14 protein-coding genes are annotated in these 22609 nt (G+C 49.1%); 5 read left to right on the forward strand and 9 right to left on the reverse strand.

Translation table 11 applies throughout. The annotated features are described in order from the left end of the window. Window positions 1-123 precede the first annotated feature (123 nt). Window positions 124-1344, reverse strand: coding sequence for an RHS repeat-associated core domain-containing protein (locus tag ACJJIE_RS06510; protein ID WP_282932941.1), 1221 nt, complete (start codon window positions 1342-1344; stop codon window positions 124-126). A 679-nt stretch (window positions 1345-2023) separates the two neighbouring features. Between ACJJIE_RS06510 and csrA the strand changes: the two genes are divergently transcribed. Next, window positions 2024-2194, forward strand: a complete 171-nt coding sequence (gene csrA, locus ACJJIE_RS06515; protein WP_282932942.1) for a carbon storage regulator CsrA — start codon at window positions 2024-2026, stop codon at window positions 2192-2194. A gap of 856 nt (window positions 2195-3050) precedes the next feature. On the opposite strand, the gene ACJJIE_RS06520 is transcribed toward csrA, so the two are convergent. Genes ACJJIE_RS06520 through ACJJIE_RS06530 form a run of 3 tightly spaced genes read right to left on the reverse strand, consistent with a single transcriptional unit; the run spans window position 3051 to window position 12171 of the window. After that, on the reverse strand, window positions 3051-3386 hold the full coding sequence (locus ACJJIE_RS06520; protein WP_444894752.1) for an RHS repeat-associated core domain-containing protein: 336 nt from the start codon (window positions 3384-3386) through the stop codon (window positions 3051-3053). Between the two features lie 57 nt (window positions 3387-3443). Next, complete coding sequence (locus tag ACJJIE_RS06525) at window positions 3444-3863, reverse strand: hypothetical protein (protein WP_444894004.1); 420 nt, start codon at window positions 3861-3863, stop codon at window positions 3444-3446. Window positions 3864-3867: 4 nt separating this feature from the next. Beyond that, on the reverse strand, window positions 3868-12171 hold the full coding sequence (locus ACJJIE_RS06530) for an FG-GAP-like repeat-containing protein (RefSeq protein ID WP_444894005.1): 8304 nt from the start codon (window positions 12169-12171) through the stop codon (window positions 3868-3870). A gap of 1113 nt (window positions 12172-13284) precedes the next feature. Here ACJJIE_RS06530 and ACJJIE_RS06535 point away from each other — a divergent pair. Next, window positions 13285-14460: a thiolase family protein gene (locus ACJJIE_RS06535; protein WP_444894006.1), complete on the forward strand. Its 1176-nt coding sequence runs from the start codon at window positions 13285-13287 to the stop codon at window positions 14458-14460. Here the strand turns inward: ACJJIE_RS06535 and ACJJIE_RS06540 are convergent. From ACJJIE_RS06540 to ACJJIE_RS06550, 3 genes are read right to left on the reverse strand one after another with little or no spacing between them, the layout of a single operon-like run. Next, window positions 14371-14868 (reverse strand): acyl-CoA thioesterase, encoded by a 498-nt coding sequence (locus ACJJIE_RS06540; RefSeq protein WP_444894007.1) that lies wholly within the window; start codon window positions 14866-14868, stop codon window positions 14371-14373. The two genes, ACJJIE_RS06535 and ACJJIE_RS06540, sit on opposite strands and share 90 nt — an antisense overlap. Before the next feature lie 31 nt (window positions 14869-14899). Then, window positions 14900-15748, reverse strand: coding sequence for a metallophosphoesterase (locus ACJJIE_RS06545; protein WP_444894008.1), 849 nt, complete (start codon window positions 15746-15748; stop codon window positions 14900-14902). 21 nt (window positions 15749-15769) lie between these two features. After that, window positions 15770-16204 carry a Cd(II)/Pb(II)-responsive transcriptional regulator gene (locus tag ACJJIE_RS06550; RefSeq protein WP_444894009.1) on the reverse strand — a complete coding sequence of 145 codons (435 nt, stop codon included), beginning with the start codon at window positions 16202-16204 and terminating at the stop codon, window positions 15770-15772. 77 nt (window positions 16205-16281) lie between these two features. Between ACJJIE_RS06550 and ACJJIE_RS06555 the strand changes: the two genes are divergently transcribed. Further along, the gene (locus tag ACJJIE_RS06555; RefSeq protein WP_444894010.1) at window positions 16282-18468 is read left to right on the forward strand and encodes a heavy metal translocating P-type ATPase; all 2187 of its coding nucleotides are present in this window, start codon (window positions 16282-16284) and stop codon (window positions 18466-18468) included. 141 nt (window positions 18469-18609) lie between these two features. Here the strand turns inward: ACJJIE_RS06555 and ACJJIE_RS06560 are convergent, their stop codons facing one another. Both ACJJIE_RS06560 and norR read right to left on the reverse strand, forming a co-directional pair. Further along, window positions 18610-18891: a hypothetical protein gene (locus tag ACJJIE_RS06560; protein WP_444894011.1), complete on the reverse strand. Its 282-nt coding sequence runs from the start codon at window positions 18889-18891 to the stop codon at window positions 18610-18612. Between the two features lie 5 nt (window positions 18892-18896). Next, entirely contained in the window at window positions 18897-20468 is a 1572-nt protein-coding gene (norR, locus tag ACJJIE_RS06565; RefSeq protein WP_444894012.1) for a nitric oxide reductase transcriptional regulator NorR, read from the reverse strand. A gap of 171 nt (window positions 20469-20639) precedes the next feature. On the opposite strand from norR, the gene ACJJIE_RS06570 reads away from it, so the two are divergent. Further along, window positions 20640-20891 (forward strand): hypothetical protein, encoded by a 252-nt coding sequence (locus tag ACJJIE_RS06570; RefSeq protein ID WP_444894013.1) that lies wholly within the window; start codon window positions 20640-20642, stop codon window positions 20889-20891. A gap of 448 nt (window positions 20892-21339) precedes the next feature. Beyond that, window positions 21340-22605: a glycosyltransferase family 2 protein gene (locus tag ACJJIE_RS06575; protein ID WP_444894014.1), complete on the forward strand. Its 1266-nt coding sequence runs from the start codon at window positions 21340-21342 to the stop codon at window positions 22603-22605. Window positions 22606-22609 lie beyond the last annotated feature (4 nt).

Genomic DNA, 22609 nt, shown 5'->3' on the forward strand with positions numbered 1-22609 from the left:
CGGCATTTCGGACTGAAGCCCAAGGAAGGCATCGCAACCTTAACCTCTGAATAGGAGGGCTAATCCCTAAAGGGAAACCTGCCACAGCGAATAAGAGAACACTATCTTTGAGTATCTAGGATTCTATCGTCCACCAGTAGTAAAAGCCGCACCCTGACCAGCACCCTGTGTCCCTCCCTGGCCAGAATCACTAAGAACGGTAAAGCTGGTAACATTCCCATTACCATCCACTACTGCGGCAACCGTTTCTGTCCTCTTGATCCGGCTACCGGTTTTACTGATTTTCGCCTTACCAATAACTACTTTTAATGCCTTCTGCCCACTCTCAGTTGTAGGATCATCTTCGCTCTTAGAGCGCCCATTGTGCTTTTGCCCCGTATCACCTTTATTTTCCACATAACCTGTAGGGTCAGTCGCCGCCAATGGATTATTCATCACATAGCTATAGGCATTCAGGCTCTGGCTGTCCTGAGGGTCCAAAATAATCGGATCTGGAGAAAGAAAGCGGCCGAGCTGATAATCATACACCCTGCCGCGCATATGAATCAGCTTTTGGTCGTTCAGGTGGCGGTGGCCAGTAAAGCCCTGGTCGGTTGTGTTAAAGCTATCCAGGTTGTCCTGCCCCTGGAAGTCCCGGCTTTGGCCGAAGGGATCATAGCTGCGGAACTGCCTGACAAAATCACTATCACCAGGCTGCAAGTTGGCATCGACAATGGTGGTGATACTGCCGAGGCGGTCTTGCAGTAGGATGCTTTGCTCTATGGTTTCGTTTTCACGGGTAATTACCAGGTAGCCACCGTGGGTGGTGCGCTCTTTGGTGGAGCTGCTGGTGGTGATCTCTTCGTAATTGCCGATATAGAGGGTGGTGGTAACGTTGCTACCCTCTGTCTCCACTTTTTTATAGGCATCGATACCGGTGCCGTAGAAATACTCGGTGACGATGCCATTGCGTTCGATACGATTGGCTTGGTTGTAGTTGTCGTATCCCACACTGAGGCCATCAATGCCAGTAATCAGGTTGCCGGCGTTGTCGTAAACCAGGCTGTGGCTTTGGCCATCGGTGGTGGTGACTTGACGTACGGCGTGGGGGCCGGCGTTGCCGCCGGCACTTCTGGCACTGTTGCCGTAGCTCAGACTGGTGGCGTAGTCGCTTTTTGAAGTGAGATTACCGACGGCGTCGTAGGTGTAGTTTACGCTGCGGTCGTACTGTGGGTAGTCACTGGAGGTGACAGTCTGGCTTTCCAGGCGGTGCAGCGTGTCGTAGCTGTAGGCGTAATCCAGGCCGTTGTGCTGGTGGGTTTCGCCGGTAACCCGGCCGAGCTTATCGTAGAAGGTGTCAGTCACTTAGTTGTTGGCATCGGTGCTGACAGTGCGCTCACCGAAGGCGTTGTATTCGAAGCTGCTGTGGCCGCTGCTGGAACATTAATAATTTTTATTTTTTTACTCTGCCTTTTAAATCAGAGAAGGTTCCAATTTAAGCTGCAACTTTTAATAGGAAAGTGAGATTTTATGGATAAAAGACCATAAAAAAATAGGCACGAAAATGATCTTATTGGATTTTATTCAGTTTGTTTTAGTGTCAAAGCTGCGTAAAATTGATAGATATTTATCGATATTTTGGCCGTAATTGAGTATGCCTGAATAGGCTCGTAGCAAAAAGATCAAGAAACCCAAGAGTTTTAAAACCCATATCTCAAAGGAGAACGGTAGCGTGACGTAAGTGTAAGTAAAAGGCGCTGACCCAAGGTGCTACCAACACCCGGGGCCAGCTAACCAAATTGATATCATACCTATCAAAGTGGCTCAGTGGATAATACGCTAGAAACCCGCTCATCTTCAATAAAGTGGAGTAGATTCAGAGGCTTGAAGAGGTTCTTCAAGCTCTGGCAGCGTTGCGTCCGTCTTTTCTTCTTCTACGCCTACCGTTCTCGTGCACCGCCCTTCACTTCTGCCTCGTATTACTTACCAAGCAATCCCCATGCGGAAGATCCGCATATGATTTTAGTATCTGTAGGCAATGACCATGTTGATTTTAAAGCGTAAGACTGGCGAGAACTTGAGAATTGGAACCAATATCTCAGTCACAGTATTGGAGGTTAAAGGTAATCAAGTAAAGATAGGAATCAGCGCCCCCAGATCCCTATCCGTTCACCGCGAAGAGATTTATGTGCGTATAAAAAGGAGCAGGAAGTGAGAAACTGAACATGCCGGAAGGGCTGCCCTTTCGGCTGGATCACTATTTAGAACTAATGGATTGGAGTAGTCGACATTTAGCCCCTAGAAAACGAGGTAATGTTGCTGAAAGCACGCCACCCATCCTCAAACGACTAGGCATCTCACCAAAACACTGGCTACACCTCAACAGAAACTTTGAAAGTTGCTTTAAAGGTTTGGGGGGGGATCAGTGGAGACAGTACAACAAGCCTGTATACAGCTCAATAAACGCTGGGTGCACGGTATAGGCGACTGTCGGCGCTTCCTTTCTGCAGCATCCTGCTAGTTACCACCCAATCTATCGATACTTCTCCTCCCGGCTTGTATCCAAACCACGATTTTCCAACCCCTAGTATATTTTCTCAGTCTTTCACTGCACCTTAACACTAAACCAGAAAGAAATAGTCGCTAGGGCTGGTACTAACAGCACCGCTCGCACCTCTCTCTAATCTTTGGGTGTCCAGGAAAATATTCGAAACTTTGAAAGTCGCTTCAAAGGATTGGTGGGATCAGTGGAGACAGTACAACAAGCCTGTATACAGCTCAATAAACGCTGGGTGCACGGTATAGGCGACTGTCGGCGCTTCCTTTCTGCAGCATCCTGCTAGTTACCACCCAATCTATCGATACTTCTCCTCCCGGCTTGTATCCAAACCACGATTTTCCAACCCCTAGTATATCTTCTCAGTCATTCACTGCACCTTAACACTAAACCAGAAAGAAATAGTCGCTAGAGCTGGTACTAACAGCACCGCTCGCGCCTCTACCTAATCTTTGGGTGTCCAGGAAAATATTCTTTGGGTGTCCAGGAAAATATTCTTCCCAGGAAAATATTCTCAGGAAAATATTCTCTTGATCCGGCTACCAGTTTTACTGATTTTCGCCGTTCCAATAACTTCTTTTGATGCCTTCTGCCCACTCTCAGTAGTAGGATCATCCTCACCGTGGGAGCGCCCATTCGGCTTCTGCCCCGTATCACCGCCTTCTGCCGCATAACCCGTAGGATCTGTCCCCGCCAGTGGATTATTCATCACATAGCTATAGGCATTCAGGCTTTGGCTATCCTGCGGGTCCAGAATAATCGGATCTGGAGAGAGGAAGCGGCCGAGCTGATAATCATACACCCTGCCGCGCATATGAATCAGCTTTTGGTCGTTCAGGTGGCGATTGATTTTTACCGCTGATTAAAGCAAGTAGCCCCGCAAAGCGGGGCTACTTGCTTTATTTGTTTACGACTTAACCATACCCCAAAAAAGAAAAAGTAAATAGGCAGTGGTAACACTAATAAAAATCGCAAACCCTTCGCCCATTTCATCTTTGTTTGGAATTTGCATCAGCTTCCAAATAGAGGATGCATCAGAGAACGAAATGAGGCAGGCAATCGAATAAGCCAAAAGGGATAAAAAAAGAATCACTACATAGTTTTTATGAAACTCAAAATTAGCAGCTAACATCAAAAAACCCAACTGCATAAATATCTGTAAAGAAATTATTCTCCAAAAGAATTCATACCCACCTTTTACAAAGGCATCTGATAAACCAAACCCCTTTAAAGCTAGAGCGTGGACAACGTACAAAATAAAAAAAACCAGAACCTCCAAAGAAATAAACGAAAGTAAATATGGAACGGAATCTAAAGATTTTTTCATATTATTAATTACCATGACGTGCCATTGACATCATTGACTCTCCCAATAATATCCTGTGAGAAGTATTCCAAAAATTAAAGTTCTCACTATATCTACGCTCAACGTAATTGACCCCAGACCGGATATTAGATGCTAAAGCCATCCTTCCCACACTAAACGCCAAATTAACAGGAGCCCTCACAGAAACAGGAACACTCGTACCATATCTGGCAACAGTGAAAGACTGGACATGCATTTGCTCACCTTGAACCAAAAAATTATCAAGAGATTGACCACTTAAACTTATATCACCGGCCATAAGCGAATTAAACATATTCGTATTATGGTCCAACAACGATATACCTAGCTCATTCATATATTCGTAGGAAGTAAGGAGCAACCCGGATCGGCCAGCAAAAAACTCGTTTAAGTCAGCGGCGACACCAAACCAAACTGTATCAATTCCGGCTGCACTTAGTTGCGCTTGCATATCTCGGTATATTTCGGCTCTTCCCGCAAACGTTTGCCCCTTTTGTGCACCATCATCTGAACTAGTAACAGCACCTCCCTCAGCCTGAGACTGACTAGTAGCAGTATTCCCTGCACCACTCCCCCCATCAGCTTGGCGCCCCTCACTCGCTCCACCAGCCCGACTTCCCTCACCAGCAGTAAAAGTAGCATCCTGACCAGAGCCCTGCTTCGGACTAAGAACGGTAAAACTGGTAACATTCCCATTACCATCCACCTTTGCGGCAACCGTTTCTGTCCTCTTGATCCGGCTACCCGTTTTACTGATTTTCGCCTCACCAATAACTACTTTTAATGCTTTCTGCCCACTCTCAGTTGTAGGATCATCCTCACTCTTAGAGCGCCCATTTGGCTTCTGCCCCGTTTCACTACCTTGATTCGAATAACCCGTAGGATCTGTCCCCGCCAGTGGATTATTCATCACATAGCTATAGGCATTCAGGCTCTGGCTGTCCTGCGGGTCCAGAATAATCGGATCTGGAGAGAGGAAGCGGCCGAGCTGGTAATCATACACCCTACCGCGCATATGAATCAGCTTTTGGTCGTTCAGGTGGCGGTGGCCAGTAAAGCCCTGATCCGTTGTGTTAAAGCTATCCAGGTGATCCTGCCCCTGGAAGTCCCGACTCTGGCCGAAGGGATCGTAGCTGCGGAACTGCCGTACAAAATCACTATCACCGGGTTGCAGGTTGGCATCGACGATGGTGGTGATACTGCCGAGGCGGTCTTGCAGTAGGATGCTCTGCTCTATGCTGTCGTTTTCACGGGTAATTACCAGGTAGCCACCGTGGGTGGTGCGCTCTTTGGTAGCGCTGTCGGTAGTGATCTCTTCGTAATTGCCGATATAGAGGGTGGTGGTAACGTCGCTACCCTCTGTCTCCACTTTTTTATAGGCATCGATGCCGGTGCCGTAGAAGTACTCGGTCACGATGCCATTGCGTTCGATACGATTGGCTTGGTTGTAGTTGTCGTATCCCACACTGAGGCCGTCGATACCGGTAATCAGGTTGCCGGCGTTGTCGTAGACCAGGCTGTGGCTTTGGCCATCGGTGGTGGTGACTTGGCGTACGGCGTGGGGACCGGCATTGCCGCCGGCACTTCTGGCGCTGTTACCGTAGCTCAGGCTGGTGGCGTAGTCGCTTTTTGAAGTGAGATTACCGACGGCGTCGTAGGTGTAGCTTACGCTACGGTCGTACTGGGGGTAGTCACTGGAAGTGACGGTCTGGCTTTCCAGGCGGTGTAGCGTGTCGTAGCTGTAGGCGTAATCCAGGCCGTTGTGCTGGTGGGCCTCGCCGGTAACACTGCCCCAGGCGTTGTGACGGTAGTCGATAGATTGGATCTGGTCTGATTGCAGGCAATTAACACCGCCGGCACAGATACCATCGATGATATCGCTGCCGGCATAGCGGTTGATCTTCTGTTCAATGCCGCTCATAAACTGCTGCAACACGGGGGCACCGCTGGCGGTGGCGTCGGTCAGTGTCCAGGTGGTGACCCAGCTTTGATCCGCTTGATAGTGTTGGTGCTGGTAGCCGTAGCCACGACTGTTATAGCGGCTGCGGAAAATTTCCCCATCGGCAGCGCGGGTAACGGTGGACCGGTGGTAAGTGGTATCCCAGGCTGTTCTTTCCAGGAAGACTTTTTCTTCGTCGATCACCGTGTAAGTAGCAGCCGGATGGTAGGTGCCCGGCTGGTATTCAAACAGGCGGATATAGTCTTCGTTGCGAGCTTCGGTGGTTAAAAGCCCGTAGTGGCCATTTTGGTCGTACAACCTGGCAATGGTATCGCCATTGTTGACCGTGCCAGTAACCCGGCCGAGTTTATCGTAGAAGGTGTCAGTCACCTGATTGTTGGCATCGGTACTGACAGTGCGCTCACCGAAGGCGTTGTATTCGAAGCTGCTGCGGCCGCTGTTGGGATCATCTACTGCTATGGCTTCCCCAAAGCCGTTGTATTCATAGCGAATATCGTTGGCTGCAGCGTCGACTAAAGAGACCAGGCGGCCGGCACCGTCGTAGCGGTAGTAGGTTTTACCGCCCTTGGCGTCCTGGGTGTAGACCAATTTTTTGTTCGCGGCAAAAGCCTTAAACATGGAGAGGCTGGCCCCATCACCATTGACGACATCTACGGAAACACCGGTACTGCTGTAGGTGTAGCTGGTGGTAAAGCTGAGCGGGTTATTGTAGCGCTCGTGCTTGCCGGCCCGGTTCATGTCGTCGAAGTCAGACCAGGTTTCATAGGTGGTAGTGGCGCCATCGTAGTGCGGTTCTTCCGTACGAACCAAATTGCCGCGCTGGTCGTACGCTTTATTGGCAACCACGGTGCGCCCGTCGAAGCCCAGGGTTTCAGTGCGAAGGGTGCGGCCGAGGCTGTCCAGGTATTCAGTTACCGGTGGGCTGCCCAGGCTCCAGGTAACGCTCTTTTGCAGCGCATCTTGCGGACAGCTTCCATCACACCAGGCGCGGCGACTCTTGACCGTGGGGGCTGCATCAGAAGTTACTGTAAGCGGCTGGCCGAAATCATTTAAGGTGGTATCGGCCTGACGGTTCAGGGGATCAGTGGCCGAGACTACGGTGCCAAACCAGGGGTTGGTGGTTTGATAGCTCCTTGTGCCACTACCCCATTCGTTGTTGTACGTCGATTCAACAAAATAACCTTCGGAGTCGTAAACGTTGGTAGCAACCCGGTTTGCGTCACTGCCACCCTGCTTGGTGGAGCTTATTACATTGCCGTATTGATCAAAGCTCAGTACTACCGCTTTGGTAAGGGTACTGCCACTGGCGGTAATTTCGGTGCGTTTGGGCGCACAGTTTTCGAAGCTGCTGAAATCACTGCGAACATCCTGATCTGTTGTGTTGAGACTACCAACCCCAACATCGTAATTATTGCGCTGGCTAACCACCTGGGTATAAACCGGGGTGTTGCGACAGCTAGCTGAAGTAGAAAATTCGCTGGTGGTGGTTTGGCTGGAGCGGCCGTAGGGGTCCACTTCTACAAGTATCGCTTCAACCTGATTGCCCAGGCTGTCGTAGTCACTGGTGTTGGTGACTGTAGCAGCAAGACCATTGTCTCCGATTTCATATTCTTTGGTCGTGTCCTTGGTAACGCGGGGCAGATAAGTTCCGCTGGGTTGGCCAAAGCTATTTTTCTTTGTATTGACCTGGTAATCATAAAATAGGATGTCATCACCACTGTATTGCTGACGACTTTCCAATATTCCAGTGTAAGGGAATGCTTGATAGAAGGTGCTGATATCACGATTGCCGGTGGTCATTTCCTCGCGGGTGATTTGGCCAAACCCGGCAAAGCCCCTACCCTTTAAGTGAGCAACTGCACCTTTGTAGGTGTAGCGCTCTTCATTAAAGCCGCCGACTCCATTATCGGACTCCACACTTTTTACGATCCGCATACCATTGATAAAGTTGGTATAGGGATAGGATTGTGCCTCTGAGTTAGGTGTAAAAATACGACTTCCACTATCGTGCTGCTCTACCAGAGTCGCATAGTTGATACGATGTCGTTCGATACGCTCATCGGCCAACTTAATGCCACTCACCAGGTCGTACTCACTGCGATTACCAAGATACAGATAAACGCCCGGGGTTGGACCACGGTAAGTATAGGTCTTTCCGCTGGCACCGAGATAGGCACCGTAATCTGTTACCCCATCGCCATTCACATCTGCCTGGAACAGGTTTTCCTGATGAGACTGGATGCCAAGGTCCTGCTCGGTATAGCTGAGGCCACTCTCATCATAGGTGGCGATATAGGCAGACCACTTATACACATCATACTGAACGGGGGCTGCTTCAAGCTCCGTATCAATATTACACGGATTGTTTTGGTAAGAACCGTTATCACAAAGGGCTTTGTAGGTAGTGCGGCTCGGTGCCATTAAGTCTTCGATGCCATCATGGTTGATATCAACCGCAAAAGCCAAATGATTCCATGCGTAAGCGCCATTGGAGGTGTTACCAGTCATCGTACGTATCGAGGCGAACTCTTCCAGGCCGGTACTGGCGAAGCTGGTAAAAGAGCCATTCCCTTTATTAAGAGCGTAATACCATTCGTACTCAAGGTCGTTTGGTGTGCTTAAAGCCAGGAGATCTTGCAGTCCATCACCGTTCACATCTGCCCACTTAATGGTACTACGGCCATCAGAAAAGCGATTACCAACCAGGCCTGAAACAGTTATGGTTTGTTCTGCGCCGACTGACCAGCTTCCATTAATATCGGTGACTTTATACCAGTAAATTTTATTATCTGACTTTAACAGGGAGGCACTCACAAGAACATCTTTAACTCCATCGCCATCCAGGTCCTTCATGCTAATTGCCCCGAAGGCACCCGCCTCAAACTGGGCTTGCTTAACTAAGGTGCCGGCATTGTTGCGATAGAGATTATAGGTATAAGTGTAGTTATCCACTTGTTCATCGGGCATGAGGATATCAATCGCTCCATCGCCATCGATATCTGAAGCTGCACTTTCACAGAAGTTGACCATTGCCCGTGCCGCCGGGTTAGCCGGCACCGCCAAAATATATTCACACTTGGACTGTATACCAGTATCAACAAACTTAAAGCTGGAGCTGCTGGAATCCCAAGTTGCGTACTTCAGCTTTTTGTCACTGGTGGTAAATAGCAGATCATCACGACCATCCAGGTTGATATCGATACGGGATTCATCAAACTGGTTAGACAAACTCTTAAGATCATTAATTTCCGGATAGTCTACCCACTGTTGCTCAGAGGATAGGTAGATTCCCTGATCCCGGGCCCAGATATCAAATAGACCATCGCCATCAAAGTCGCGGCCGCCCACGGCTTGCGTTGCCAAACCATCTTCGTGCTCGACATAGTTCGGTTCAATATCAACGGCGGGAATATCAGAGCCAAGCAGGGACTCTTCCTGCCCCCATTCAATATCATTCACCGTACAATTTGAACCTGTTGGGCAGTAGCTCAAGCTAACAAGGCGATCAATCGCACTATCATTCGCATAATCAAAGCGATACTCGTGGCCAGCTGCTCCATTAATATAAATTTTTAATTTTTCAAGGCGGCTTGCGCTTACCACTTCTGCTCCGTGAACAAACTGGCTCCGGTAACGATTGGCAGTTTCATAGATAAAATCTACTTCTCGACTGCCATAGGCTCCTTGATAACCGGTGTAATAGATTGCATCCAGGCGGTGCTCACCGCTGACGGTTTGATACTTCCAGGCAATGTTGTTACCAAAAGCATCTTCTTCCCAGGCCTGCTTCCAAGCCATGGGGGCGGAAGTGCCACTGGGCACAAATACCGCGTTATTACCTCCACCAAATGTCAGAATTTGGTTGTTTTTCGTCTCTACTTCAAAGTAGGAGGAACTTGAACTTATTGCGCCCCCCTTTTGAGTAATCTCACTGCCATCATAAATCTCAGTAGCATAAACAGCGCCAGATTGCCCATACGAACCCGACACCAAAATCAGGCGCTGGCCGTTAAGGCAGAGTTTATCGCTGGAATCAAACTGAACAGGAGTCGATTTTCCGTCAATAGCAAAGGTTTTTTGACAGCGAGACACCGCTCCACCGGTGCCTATTGACCAGCCAAAGCCAAGGTTACCGTACCCAGACTGGCTGCTATAACTCACGCTAAGGCTTGGAGCCATGCCATTTCTGCCGGGGGGCAATGCGACAGGAAAATTGTAATTTACCGCCCCGCCATTAACAGAGATGTCGCCCTCCCAAATCGCAACATTTTCATCAGATGGGATACTAAAGAGGGAATCTTCTGTAGCCGCGGCAAGAACAGTTAGATCTTCATCATTTTCATCGAAGTTAAAGACATAAACCATCGCCTCTTCAGAGTAGTCTGAGCAATAGTCATTCATCTTTGATAGACAAGCGGCCAGTTGATATTTCTGGTAACCGACAGGGGCATCAATAAGTGTATGGCTAGTTCCGCTTAAAGGACCTGGGTCTTCAAAGTTTGAATCAGTAGAGCTGGTAAGCTGAAAGTAGTCAGCATCACCGGCAGTCTCATCCCACCACAGCTCAACTTCACCATCTTTACCGATATGATTTACAAACAGTTTTGGAGCCTCGGGTTTTTCATAGACTTCAACATCAACCTGACCCCAAGGGCCCGGACCGGAGTCATTGCGAGCACGAACCTGGAAGGTATATGTCCCTGAATTGGATAAGGTTACGGAGTCCCCATTGTTGATTGGGGTCCAGCCTCCGGTACTCTTATACTGAAGCTCATACGAGTCAACATGCACATTAGTAAGGGGGGCATACGACACAACAACTGATTCATTAACCCATTTTTTGTTAGCACTAACACTAATACCTACCATGGTCGGTAAGGGTAATATCACCTCAACATCAATATTGCCAACATCATAAAATTTAAACTCGGAGCCATCACCGTTAACATCAACATTCTGGCTTACCCAGTAGGTGTAAGTGCCGTTCTTGGTTTTGGTAAATTCCTTACTCGTTTCATATTTCTTTGCACTCAAAACAGTAGAAACATTATTGAATGTTTCTGTAATCTCATATTGCCAACCATTTTCAGAATCGTAAGGTAACCAACGGAGAATATAATTTCCTTCTGACGGCGAGGGCTCCACCATTATTGCGTCAGCTGTAACCGTTACAGTATTTGAGGTACTACCACAACCTGCAGCATTACAAGCTGAAACTCGAAAGGTATAGTCACCTTGCAGTTCAATATCGAGGGTATCTTCGGTGATTTCAGCATCGACTCTCTTACTCTCAATCCAAGTTCCACTTTCATGCATCTCTTCGATCAGATATTCATCGTAGGAACCACTGGATGGCGGATTCCAGCTTAATAAAACGCTGGATGTTACTTGAGAAACAGGTGAGGAAAGTCCAGTAACAGCACTAGGCAGCTCTAGAACTATAAATGAACTGCTAGTTTTGGTACCGCCACAACCCGTAGCATTACAGGCTTTTACCTGATATTGATATTGCGCTTCATCTTGATCTGAAAAAGGCTCTGTCCGGCTTGTACCATTATTAACCCAAGCCCCCCAGCTACTCCCCTTAAGCTGCCTATATGAGTAGTATTCAACAGTTCCCGATGCAGTTCCCCAGCTGACGTTATAGGAGCCAGTTGTATTATAACCGCTGGGAACAGTGATAGAGCTGGGAGTGCCAGGCTTTTGCAAAACAGAAAAGGAGCCACTGGTTTTACTACTGCCACATCCAGAGTCATTACAAGCCCTAGCTTGATATTTATAAGTTCCATCACCCATACCGCTAAAGGATTTGGATTTACTAGACCCCATTCCAACCCAACTTCCCCAACTACTATTTTTTGACTGTCGATACTGATAATAGTCAACAATTCCACTCGACGAAGTCCAGCTAACGCTATAGGAGCCATCAGTGTCAGTTGAAGAAGGGACAGAAATTGAACCAGGAGCGCCGGGTTTTGGTACAGTTACAACTACAGAAACAGCACTTCCAACAGAGTAACTCTTAGGGAAATACTCCCCAACTTCAGGGTTGTAATACTCGCCCTGAGCATATACTTGATATGTATAAGTCCCATTCTTCACCTTGGAAAAGCTCTTGGACAGAATACTCACACCCACCGTAGAGGAGCTTTCTGAGCCATTGTATTTTTCAACGATTTTATAGTTGAATTTTACATCGGAATGAGCATCCCAACTGAGGGTGTAACTCCCAGTTGACGAACTTGGGGATACCCTTAGTGTCGCTGCTGGATGAGCACATAGAGAAAATAGCAAAAGCCAAACCGCACTAACTACCCGTAAAACACTCATCCCAGCATCCTTTCCGATCAAGTAATTTTAAGTGCGCGGAATATACCTTGGACTTATGGCATTTTCTATAGACTGGTACCATTTGAAAATTATATTTTTAATATACACATACCTTTTCCCTGACAATACTGCCTATTTGCACTTTAATTAAAAAACAGAAGTCATATCTAAGCAACTCGGATACATCGACTTAATATAAGCGTACCAACATAACGACCAAAACCTAAAAGCAAACCTTCAGACACTCTCAAATACACTAAAACTTCCACTCTTATACAAACGAGGTATCTATATCACAGAGAACTTAGCCAGCCCCTACAAACACTTAATGCTGACCACTACCAAACAAACTCAGCATCCAGCCGTTTACTGGGCAGAGGGCCTCCACCTGCTACTATTTACCAACTTATTTGGCCGTACTGAGCATCCAGAATAATTGACCATTTATTTATGGTATTTTTGCATTGCTGCTACCAATAGCCAGTAGTTCACAGCCTCAACATTAACCTTTTTTACCCATAACATTCATATAACTTCAGTGCACTGCTTATTTTTCCATTTTGCTCATCATTGCCAAATCTATTTCATACCCTTCGGATAAAATACTGCTTACAAAACACAAGATAGGCAAAAGAAAAACTAGATAGAACTTCACCTAGAAATTTCTCCGCACTTATTCTATCCTCGCGTGCCCAGTGTTTATTTAGAGACAATCCCACCAATACCTGATTTATTACTCCACCACCTCGGCCATATATAAGTAATTGTTCTTTCCCTTAATTCAACAGAGGCAACCTAACTAGCCGTCACGCGACACCGCTTATCATCGGCATTTCTGAAATTAACCCCACTACCTCTTCTTTAATAGGTTTGCGTTCTACCCTCTCTCTTATGCAAAACTCATAGAATCAGTCACCGCCAGTGGGTTATCACGTGTACCGCAGATTCCCTCATTACCTTAACTGCCAAGCATGGTGGAATTAGATTCCAAAACAACCACACCACTGGCAATGTAACGCTAGAAAACAACTCGTGGCTCATGTCCCCTCCTGCAAGCCCCTCTATCTGATCTAATGTAAACACATCCCCTCCCCGATCGTGTGAGCTACACCCATGAGAGATGTCGCCGTTGTTGCCTATTGCCGAACTGCCATCGCCAAAGCCCGGCGGGGCGCACTAAATGAAACTCACGGTATTTCTATGGCTGCCCATGTCCTGAGGGAGGTCGTTTATAAGGCCGGTTTGACGCCACAGGAAGTGGAAGACGTTGTGTTGGGGTGCGGGTTGCCCGAGGGAGCCACCGGACACAATGTGGCCCGCAACGCGGCGCTCTATGCTGGCTTTGGGTCTCAGGTGCCGGGTTTTACTATTAATCGCTACTGCGGATCTGGCCTTAATGCGGCTTCTATTGTGGCCAATCGTATTGCCGCAGGCGAAATGCAAATTGGGGTGGCCGGTGGCGTCGAGAGTATCAGCCTGGTGCAGTTCAACTTGAACCTGAACCATTTTGTCTATGAACCCTTACAAAAGAAAGTGCCGGCAGTTTGGTGGACCATGATCCAAACCGCAGACTATGTCGCTGATCAATACAATATCAGTCGCGAGGATCAGGATCGCTATGTGGTTGAGTCACAAAAGCGTGTTGCTGAAGCTCAAAAGGCCGGAAAGTTTGCCGAGGAAATCACGCCGTTTGATACGGTGATGGCTGTGAAAGATAAGGAGAGTGGCGAAACCAATCGCCTGAAAGTTACCCTGTCAGAAGATGAAGGCCCCCGCCCCGGCACCACCATGGAGGCCCTATCTGCACTGGAGCCCGTGAATACCGGGGGGACAGTAACTGCCGGTAATGCTTCCCAACTATCTGATGGAGCCGCCGCCGTCGTTATGATGGATGCTGAGCTGGCAGCACAGAAAAATTTGCCTATTCTGGGGCTGTTTCGCGGTATGCAGCTTGGTGCAGTAGCGCCAAAAGAAATGAGTATTGCGGTAGCGCCAGCGGTTAGCCGGCTTATGAAGCACCACCAACTCACCCAGGATATGATTGACCTTTGGGAGCTGCACGAAGCTTTTGCCGTCACCACCCTCTACAACCAGGCTGAACTTAAAACCCCTTGGGACATTACCAATGTCAATGGCGGTGCGATTGCCCTCGGCCACCCCTACGGTATGTCGGGCATCCGCTATCTCGGTTCGACCCTGTTAGAGCTGGGCCGGCGCGACGCCCATAGAGCAATTATTGGAGTCTGCACCGCTGGCGGTATGGCGACAGCCGCTTACCTGGAGCGATAACTGGGGACAAGACGGTGTGAGCAGTTCCCTGAAGTGATCCGGGACCGGTATCTTTTCCCTTGTGGAGACGGAGATGGTGACATAGGTAATAGTCGCCCGAAATGCCAGCCGCTCATCTGCTACATAGCCGTTCACCAAAAACGAGAAAGCATGCTTACTGATTTTGGATACTTCAACGGCCATTCGGAGTTCAGTATCCCATCTAACGGGGCTAAGAAATTCGAGATCAAAGGCTCTAACCGGGGTTAAAAACCCCAAGGTCTTCATAGTGGCAATTGCCGGCCCGCCCATTAACTGCCCCATGGCTTCATGAGTGGCTTCCAAGGCAAAGTGTGAGAATCGCGGGGTGTAGACGATGCCTTCCGGGTCGCAGTCACCAAACAATACCTGCCTTTTTATCGTAATCATCCTGAATTTTTATCCTGCGAAAATTAAGTATCTAAGAAGACCCGTTGGAGACAGCCAATATTGTCACTTCTGGAGGAACCAGAAACCGAACCGGTAAAATACTGGTGCCCACACCCGGGCTTACATAAAGGTGCCTCCCTTCCTCTACCTTGTAGCCAATCGCAAAGCGCTCTCCATAACTAGAGGGAACTATTGGGCGGCCAATAAAAGGTAAATAAACTTGCCCGCCATGGGTATGCCCAGCTACTGTCAAAGTGATACGGGCAGGCAGCTGAGGGAAAATGTCAGGGTTATGGGTAAAAGCCAAGACAGTCTCCCCATCCTGCACATCGCTCATCGCCCTATCAATATCATGGGGCCCCTCCCAAAAATCACTGATACCCACAAGCCGCAGTTTACAACTGCCCTTTGTAATTAGCTGGGAGCGATCTTCCAGCACAGGGATGCCATTCTGCGAAAGGGCCAACTCTACCCGCTCAGCATCGAGCCACCAGTCGTGATTGCCCAGCACCGCAAACACCCCCATAGGTGCTCTGAGAGCCTTGAGAATTCGCGCTGCGTCTTCTGGCGATACGAAGGAACCACCCACAACGCCCTGAATAACAAAATCCCCGGGCAACAGGATAAGATCGGGCTTACTTTTGTTAACGGCAGCGACCAATTTACGCAGGCTCTCTAGCCCCTTATAGGGTGAGCCCACATGCAGATCAGCGAGCACCGCTATCCTGAGGTCGTTACATGTCTTTGGCCAAGCTTTTATTTCGATCCGATCTTGTTTGATTCTTAAACTCGAAGGCTCAACAAAAAATGCCCAGATGGCCAGCAGCAATCCCAAACAGCATAAAACGATAAAAGTTATGCGCAACTTTCTTAAAGCCATCAAAATTACCTCAGAGGCTAACTATCTTCTTTGTTTATCAGCTTGGAGATCGTGACAACTACAACCCATTAGTTCCCGCAGAATGTCACAGGTATTTTCCGCCTCACCACTTACACACTGGCTACGCAATGTAAGCAGACTGGCTCGCAATTGTTTCAGCGATTCCAGTTGTGCGTCTACTCGTACAATCTGTTCATCGATCACCTGATTGATATCGGTGCAGTTTTCAGCTGGGTGCTCCTTTAGCTGCAACAAGGTACGGATATCATCGAGGGGAATATCCAATGAGCGGCAGTGGCGAATAAAGCGGAGCTGCTCAAGGTGAGTGTCAGAATAGAGTCGAAAGTTGCCCTCAGAGCGAGCGGGCTCGGGAAGTAACCCCGCCTGCTCATAAAAGCGAACCGTTTCCACTTTGCAGCCAACCTTCCTGGCAGCTTCACCAATCTTGTAAGCCATGCCACTCCCTCTTGACTCTATAGTTACTAGAGGGATTGTAATACTGGCTCACCGACTGATCTATCCGAGAGTGAATAATGGTCAAGCGCGATTCCAGCTGTGGCTGCAGTGGGGAAACCCAAGCCGCAACCATGGCACCAGTTCAAAACACCAATAACAACAGCGACAAAGGTGACCTATCCCTGTTCTCCATTAGCAAGATGGACTGCCCCACTGAAGAGGGGCTAATCCGTGCCAAGCTCTCCGGTATGCAGGGCATTTACCAGCTGGACTTTAATCTGGTGCAGCGAATCCTACAGGTGCGCCACGCGCCAGGTATGGAGAGCAAGATCCTCAACACCCTAACTCCTCTTGATCTGGACGCACGCCTGGCCACGGAAGATGACATCGATTCCGCGCCACCGACCACCCATGCAAACTGGTGGTTATTGGGCGCCGCCGGTTTGGCGGCGATTGCCTCCGAGGTCGTATTCTGGTTACAGGGGGGGAACAATTGGCTGGTGATGATACTGGCCTTGGCCGCTATCGCTGGCGGCGGACTCACGACCTACAAAAAGGGCTGGATCGCGCTCAGCAATCGCAACCTGAATATGAACGCGCTGATGTCCATCGCGGTCACCGGCGCCCTGCTTATCGGTCACTGGCCCGAAGCGGCAATGGTGATGGTGTTATTCACCCTGGCAGAATTAATTGAAGCCAAATCCCTGGATCGTGCCCGCAATGCGATTCGGGAGTTAATGGACCTGGCCCCGGAAACCGCCACCGTACAGGGGCCAGATGGCGAGTGGGTTTCCATGTCAGCCAAGATTGTTCCGGTTGGCACAACCATCCGGGTGCGCCCCGGCGAACGTATCGCTCTAGATGGGGAGGTAATACGCGGCAATTCAGCAGTAAACCAGGCCCCAATTACCGGGGAAAGCCTTCCGGTAGACAAAGGTCCTGGAGATGAACTTTTCGCCGGCAGTATCAACGAATCCGGGGCACTCGAATACCAATCTACAGCAGCAGCCAACGATAACCTGCTCGCCCGAATTATTCATGCGGTGGAAGCCGCACAAGGTAGTCGCGCACCAACCCAGCGCTTTGTCGACCAATTCGCCCGCTGGTATACGCCCCTGGTATTTGCAGTGGCACTGGCTACTGCGGTAATACCGCCGCTGCTTTTTGCCGGCAGCTGGATGGAATGGATCTATCGCGCACTCGTGTTACTGGTAATCGCCTGCCCCTGCGCACTGGTGATCGCAACTCCTGTCACCATCGTAAGCGGCTTGGCATCGGCCACCCGCCACGGAATCCTTGTTAAAGGCGGGGCCTACCTTGAGCAGGGGCGCCACCTTCGCTGGTTGGCATTGGATAAAACTGGAACCATCACCCATGGCCTGCCAACCGTCACGGATTTTAAAGTGTTAGCGCCAATGCCCGCGGAAGAGGTACAAACCCTGGCGGCGAGCCTAGCCGAACGTTCCGATCATCCGGTATCCAGGGCCGTACTGGAGTTTGCTCAGATTCCCCACGAACGCCTACAAGAAGTGGATACTTTTGAAGCCCTGGCCGGGCGCGGCGTCAGGGGCAGAATTCAAGGGGATCAGTGCTACCTGGGTAACCACCGGCTTATTGAAGAATTAGGCATTTGCTCCGCCGAGCTGGAGCGCCAATTGGGAACCCTTGAGGAAGAAGGGAAAACTGTTGTGATGCTGACCCGGGAGAACTCCGTTCTGGCGATATTTGCTGTCGCCGATACCGTGAAGGAATCGAGCCAACACGCCATTGAGAGCCTTCACAAGCTGGGCGTGAAAACACTGATGCTTTCCGGGGACAACCAGCACACTGCAGATGCGATTGCCAAACAAGTCGGCATCGATCGGGCTGAAGGCAACCTACTGCCGGAAGACAAGCTCAGAGAAGTGGATGCTCTATCAGGAAAAGGCCAGGTTGGTATGGTTGGCGATGGCATTAACGATGCCCCCGCCTTGGCCCGTGCTGATATAGGGTTTGCGATGGGAGCAACGGGAACCGACACAGCGATAGAAACCGCTGATGTAGCCCTGATGGACGACAATCTGGGCAAGATCGCCACTTTTATTCAACTATCTCGTTCAACGGCCCACATTCTTTGGCAGAACATTATCTTGGCGCTGGGCATTAAAGCGGTCTTTCTAGTGCTTGCTTTTGCCGGAGAAGCAACCATGTGGATGGCTGTTTTTGCCGATATGGGGACCAGTTTGTTAGTCGTCTTTAATGGGCTCCGAGTGATGAGAAAATAGGAAATCCTCTTACATCAATTAATCGAGCGCTGGAGAACGATGTGTCGATATTACCGATAGCAAAGTTCACAGCGCTCATCAATTCGGGAAGCCTATCTGCCCCAACTTATACCTCAATTACCTTATAGCCCGCTTTCTTAATCAATTCTTTAATCTGAAAACACCGAGCGTAACCAAAAAAGGAACCAAAAACTGGCCACTCATCTGCAGCGCAAACTTTGGCCAGAAATCTATTTCTTCAGAGAAGAATGACAGTACAAGATTGCCTGGAAATAAAAATGTACCGAAATACGGCCAACCCCCACCAATAATTTTCCAGTTATACGCAAATGCCAGTAAGCCGATAGTCAGGGAAATTACCCCTACAACCAGCGCAAACCGTAATCCTTTATCGCTAATCAACATTGCAACCCCTTGCTTCATATAGATTACTTACCTCGAACAACCTCTTTCTTGATGTAAACGCCCAATCTTTTAGCGAGACGCACCAAGTTCCCTCGGTCTACGGATAGTAATTTGGCCGCTTTACTCCAGTTCCCATCGGTCTTAGCCAGGGCACTCCCAATGAGTTCGCGCTGATAGTTTTCCGTTTCCCCCCTTAAATCAATAGCCTCAGACAGCGACTCTACCGGTTTGTGCGGAGGCTTCTGAATAACCAGGTCATCGGGAATTTCAATTTGTGCTGCAGTAATGGCAACAATAGCTTCTGGAGAGCTACCTTTGCGGGCCCTAAGGGCTGCGCGGCTGATAATATGTTCCAACTCGCGAACATTACCCGGCCAAGCGTATCGCTGTAGCTTATTGGTGGCCTCTGTACTGAGACGCAACTGGCGAAAACCCAGCTTCCTGCGGGAGCGCTCCAAGAAGTAGTCTGCCAACAGCAGAACATCATTACCCCTCCGGCATAGAGGCGGGACCTCAAGGGGATATACAGAGAGGCGATGGTAGAGATCAGCTCGGAAAGTACCGTTATCAATCCCTTTGCGTAAATCCCTATTAGTCGCCGCTACAATACGAACATCTACATGCTGCACCGTATCCTTACCTACCGGCTGAATCTCACCACTTTGCAATACACGCAACAGTTTGCTCTGCACCACAAGCGGTAACTCGCCAACCTCATCCAGGAAAATAGTGCCGCCGTTCGCCAGTAAAAATTTACCGGGCCTCTCGCGATCTGCGCCGGTGAAGGCCCCTTTTGAGTGGCCAAAAAGTTCAGCTTCCGCCAGGGTTTCAGTCAGGGAAGCGCAGTTCAAATAGACTAAGGGCTTCTCCTTGCGAGTCGACAACCTGTGGACGGTACGGGCCACCAGCTCTTTCCCCACCCCCGTTTCACCGAGAATCAGCACGTTGTAATCCGACCCAGCCACCAGCTCTATCTCACTGCGCAGGGACTGCATTTCCGCGCTCTCCCCAATTAATTCGCCTCCATCCCGCTCCAGTGCCTGCTGGGTTAGGTCTTTCACCAATTGCTCGGCATGCTCGGCGGAGTGTGACAGGGCTTTTAGCTCGAGGGCTGTGCGCAAAGTGGCCGCAGATAGTGCGGCTATCAACTCAAGGGTTCGATCACTGATTCGGGCATAGGCATCTGCTGTCATGCTATCCACAGTTACCAGACCAATCAGATGGTTATCTGAATAGAGAGGCAAGCCCATACAAGAGTGCACGGGAAGATCCCCTTCCCTATCCAACAGCAACCCATCAAAAGGGTCAGGTAGCTGACAGTCAGATGGGAAGCGGACCGGGTGTTCCGAGGCGCAGATTTGCGCTAGCCGTGGATGCTCATCAATCAGGAATCGCCGCCCCAGAGTCCTTCGGGCAAGCCCCTGAACTGCGAGAGGGGTGAGTGTAGCGCCATTGAGCCCAAGCAAGGCAACAGCATCGCACTTGATCGCTTTGCGGATAGTAGAGAGCAGACGCTCAAAACGATCGCTGTTGTTAAGGCTATTAGCCAGGTCCAGAGCCACTTCGAGCAGTAAGGTTGCGTTGGTATCTACCATAGCCAAATCAGTCCAAAAGACCTTTTAGAGTCATTATGACACAGCAACCATAAAGGTCAATTTGACACATAAATACCAAGAATAAACCATAACCCCTTGTTTTTATTGGTATTTATATTTGGCATAGCAGTTGCTAAAGATAGATTGACGCCGTTTGAACCTGAGGCCGATATGCTGAATACGGAAAACCCCTTACTGCGTGAGCGTTTCAAGCTTCTACTAAAAGCCGGTAACTTTACGCTGCTTCTGTCAGTTCCCCTGCTTATTCTGACGATTGTTATTTGCTATCCCCTGTCTCACCTGTTTTCAATTCCCGCACAGGTCGCAGGACATATCTTTATGGTGATTAGTGCGACGTTTCTAAAACTGGGCTACATAGGTCGCGTGGTTGCTCAATACAATCTGGACCTTGAGGTTCGATAAAGGCTGAACCGCCGCCTCCGAATTCCCCCCTTCCTATTAGCAGCGAATAAATCAACCCAGAGCCTCTGCTGGCTCTGGGGCTCTGCATTGCCCGACACCTCAAACCACCGTGGACTATACTGACAGTCTCAGAGATAGCATTTCCTTCTAGGGAGACTTATGGCTGCCCCTCTGGTTGAGCCAAGGTCTCTTTTACAGGCTCTATAGCATAAAGGGCCAAAGTCAGGGGGTATCAAAATTGGGCTTAGCCTATACAAGCAGTGAGCTGATAGCCCTTACCAGTGAATGGAAGCCAAGCGTAAGACCAACCTTCCATGCTCGCCCCCTAGTCCACCCAAGCGAAGTGCCGCAAGACACTCGCTGTTCTCCAAATAAGTTCACTACCACATCACAGATAGGTAACAGCAATAGCCGGGGCCTGTATTCGCTTATTCAGGAGCAGACCTAAATGTGGGAAATGATCGATGATGGAATTACTTTCTTTGCCACTCAGAGCTACGCCACCCTCTTTACGATGTTTTGGATCGTGGTGGTATTGGAATTCCCTAGATATTTAATGTCGTTTTTTACCTCGGTATTCTTTTTCGCCACAAAACCAGAGTACGAGGAGGACATTGAATCCCTGGGCAGACTCACTGCAGTCATCGCCGGTCACAACGAAGAAAACTCTATTGAAAAGTGCGGCGAGCGCTTACAGGAACAAAGCTATATCCCCTATGAAGTAATTGCAATCAGCGATGGCTCCACAGATAAAACCCGAGACGATATTCACTACCTGCAAAACAAGGGCCGCTTGGATGGCGCTCATGCAACAGAACTGCGTGGAGGCAAGGCCTCAGCCCTCAACTTAGGACAGAGATTTTCAACTGGCGACTTTATCGCATCAATTGATTGCGATTGCACCTTCGATCGCCACGCTATGAAATACGTGATGCAAGGCTTTGCAGATCCCAGGGTTGGCGTGGTTTCTGGTAATGTAATTGTCCGAAACTCCACAGAAAATATACTCAGCTCCTTCCAGGCTATTGAATATGTAATCAGTATTTGCTTGGGGCGACACTCACTGGCAATGCTCGACCAAATGTGTTGTGCCTCCGGTGCCTTCAGTGCTTTTAGGGTATCCGCAATGAATCAAATTGGCGGCTTTGATGCCGGCGGAGGAGAAGACTTAGATATCACCTTTCGTTTGCGGGATTACGGTTGGAAAGTGGAATTTGCACCTGAGGCGATTTGTTATACCGATGTTCCCACCAGCATCACCGTTCTAATGCGCCAGCGCTTTAGGTGGGAGCGGGATGCTATTCGTCTTCGCTATCGCAAGTACCTGCATTTTATTAATCCGTTCCGCCAAGGAATGCAGCTAAAAGAGTTTTTTCACCAATATGAATTCCTGGTTTTCAATGTTATTGCCGCAATAGCTTTACCAGTCTATTTAATCTGGCTATTCGTGCGTTATGGCGAAAATGCCTGGTTTATTTTGGCTGGGGCCCAGGTTGTATTAATTGCGCTCGATACAATTACCTTTGCTTTAGCCTCTTATGCGACTCCAAAAGTTAAATCACTTCCCCTTTGGCCTTATATTCCAGCTTACAGCATCTTTTATGTAAACTTCATGAGAGTTGTTCGACTCTACGCATATGTGCAGGAGTGGATTTTTAGAACATCCTATAAAGATTCTTTCGCACCACTAAAAGTCCATCGTGTTCGCGAGTAGTTTT

It is taken from the genome of Microbulbifer maximicatervae (SeqCode), assembly GCF_052467325.1.